Origin of the sequence: Plasticicumulans sp. (assembly GCF_035331805.1) — a bacterium.
Lineage (GTDB): Bacteria > Pseudomonadota > Gammaproteobacteria > Competibacterales > Competibacteraceae > Plasticicumulans.
Map to the genome: position 1 here is coordinate 1 of NZ_DAOLKE010000378.1, position 1,541 is coordinate 1,541.

Here is a 1,541-nt window from a genome sequence, read left to right on the forward strand (position 1 = left end):
CTTCGCGCGCCTGCTGACCCGCCACGGCCTGCCGCCGGCCGGGCTGACCGCGCTGTTCCAGTGGGTGCCGCACCCGGCGGCGGCCGAACTGCACGAAGGCCTCGCCCGCCGCGGCGTGCTGGTGCGCCACTACGCCGAACCCGGCGGCCTGCGCTTCGGCCTGCCGCCGGACGAGGCCGCGCTGCGCCGGCTGGAACTGGCGCTGGCCGGCGTGCGCGCCGAGCGGCTGGGGCGGCGTTGAGGCACCGGCCGGCGCATCCGGCCGAAGGCTTGCCGTTCTTGTTCATTTTTCTGCTACGTTCATTGTTCGTGAACGCAGCGAAAAAATGAACAGATGACGCCGGACCCGACGACAAGCGCAGACTGGCCTCAGCACGCAGCCAGTGCCCTGCGCCGGCTGACCGGCCTGACGGTCGAATTCCACGCCGGAATCGGGGCGGCCACGACGGCCGGCGAGCCTGATGGTCACCTGCAGGTCGACGGGCATCGCTTCGAGGTGGAAATGAAGCGGGCGGAAACCGTGCTGGCCCGTCCGCAGCTGCCCGGGCGACTCGCCGCGGAAGCACGGCTGTTGCTCTGCGAGCGTGTGACCGCGGCCCAGGCCGGGCGACTGCGGGCTGCCGGGGTGCGCTATCTGGATGCTGCCGGCAACGCCTGGCTGCACGACGGCACGCTGTTCGTGCTGATCGAGGGACGCGAGCCGGTGACTTCGATCCGCAGCCGGATGCCGCGTCTGCTGCGTCCGGCCGGACTGAAGCTGCTGTTCCTGCTGCTGCGCGAGCCGGCGGCCGTCGCAGCGACCTATCGCGAACTGGCAGCGCGCAGCGGCATCTCGCTCGGCGCGGTCGGACAGGTGATGCAGGACCTGCGCGCCGCCGGTCATCTGCTCAGCGAACAGGGCCGCGCGCGGCTCGTGCGCCGGCGGACCCTGCTGGATCGCTGGGTCCCGGCCTATCAGGAAAACCTGCGGCCAAGACTCGTGTTCGGCGACTACACCCCGCTGGCAGCCGGGACCGACTGGCAGGCGTTCACGCCGGCTCCGGGCGTCGATTACTGGGGCGGCGATGCGGCTGCCGACCGGCTGACGCACTATCTGGCGTCCCGGACCCCGAGCCTGTACACCCGCGAAACCCTGCCTTCCCGGCTCGCGCTGCGCCAGCGCTGGCGTGCAGCGCGGCCGGAAGATGCCCGCGCCGGTCTGGTCATCCGCGTGCTGCGGGCCTTCTGGCCGCTGGAGGCCGATGATCCGCGTCATCCGGGGCTGGTGCCGCCCCTGCTCGTCTACGCCGATCTGCTCGGCAACGGGGATGACCGGTCCCGGGAGGCGGCCGCCAGGGTGTACGACGCGTATCTGGCCGTCGATCTGGACGCGCCGTGAGTCCGTGTGCGCCGCTGACGCTGCAGCATCCGCTGTCCCCGGAACTGGCCGGGGCACTGATGGCGCTGGCCGCCCGACTCGACGGCCGGCGCTGGTTCCTGATCGGCGCCGGCGCCCGTGACCTGCTGCTTGCCGAGTGTCCGCACGCCCGGCAGCCGCTGCG

The 1,541-nt window shown here is 72.2% G+C and carries 1 protein-coding gene and 1 pseudogene; both read left to right on the plus strand.

Annotation, left to right across the window (positions count from 1 at the left end; genetic code table 11):
• Positions 1-241, plus strand: a pseudogene (locus tag PKE44_RS17115) (threonine-phosphate decarboxylase); the annotation flags it as partial.
• A 93-nt stretch (positions 242-334) separates the two neighbouring features.
• On the plus strand, positions 335-1,378 hold the full coding sequence (locus tag PKE44_RS17120; protein WP_324553684.1) for a type IV toxin-antitoxin system AbiEi family antitoxin: 1,044 nt from the start codon (positions 335-337) through the stop codon (positions 1,376-1,378).
• The last annotated feature ends 163 nt before the right edge of the window (positions 1,379-1,541 follow it).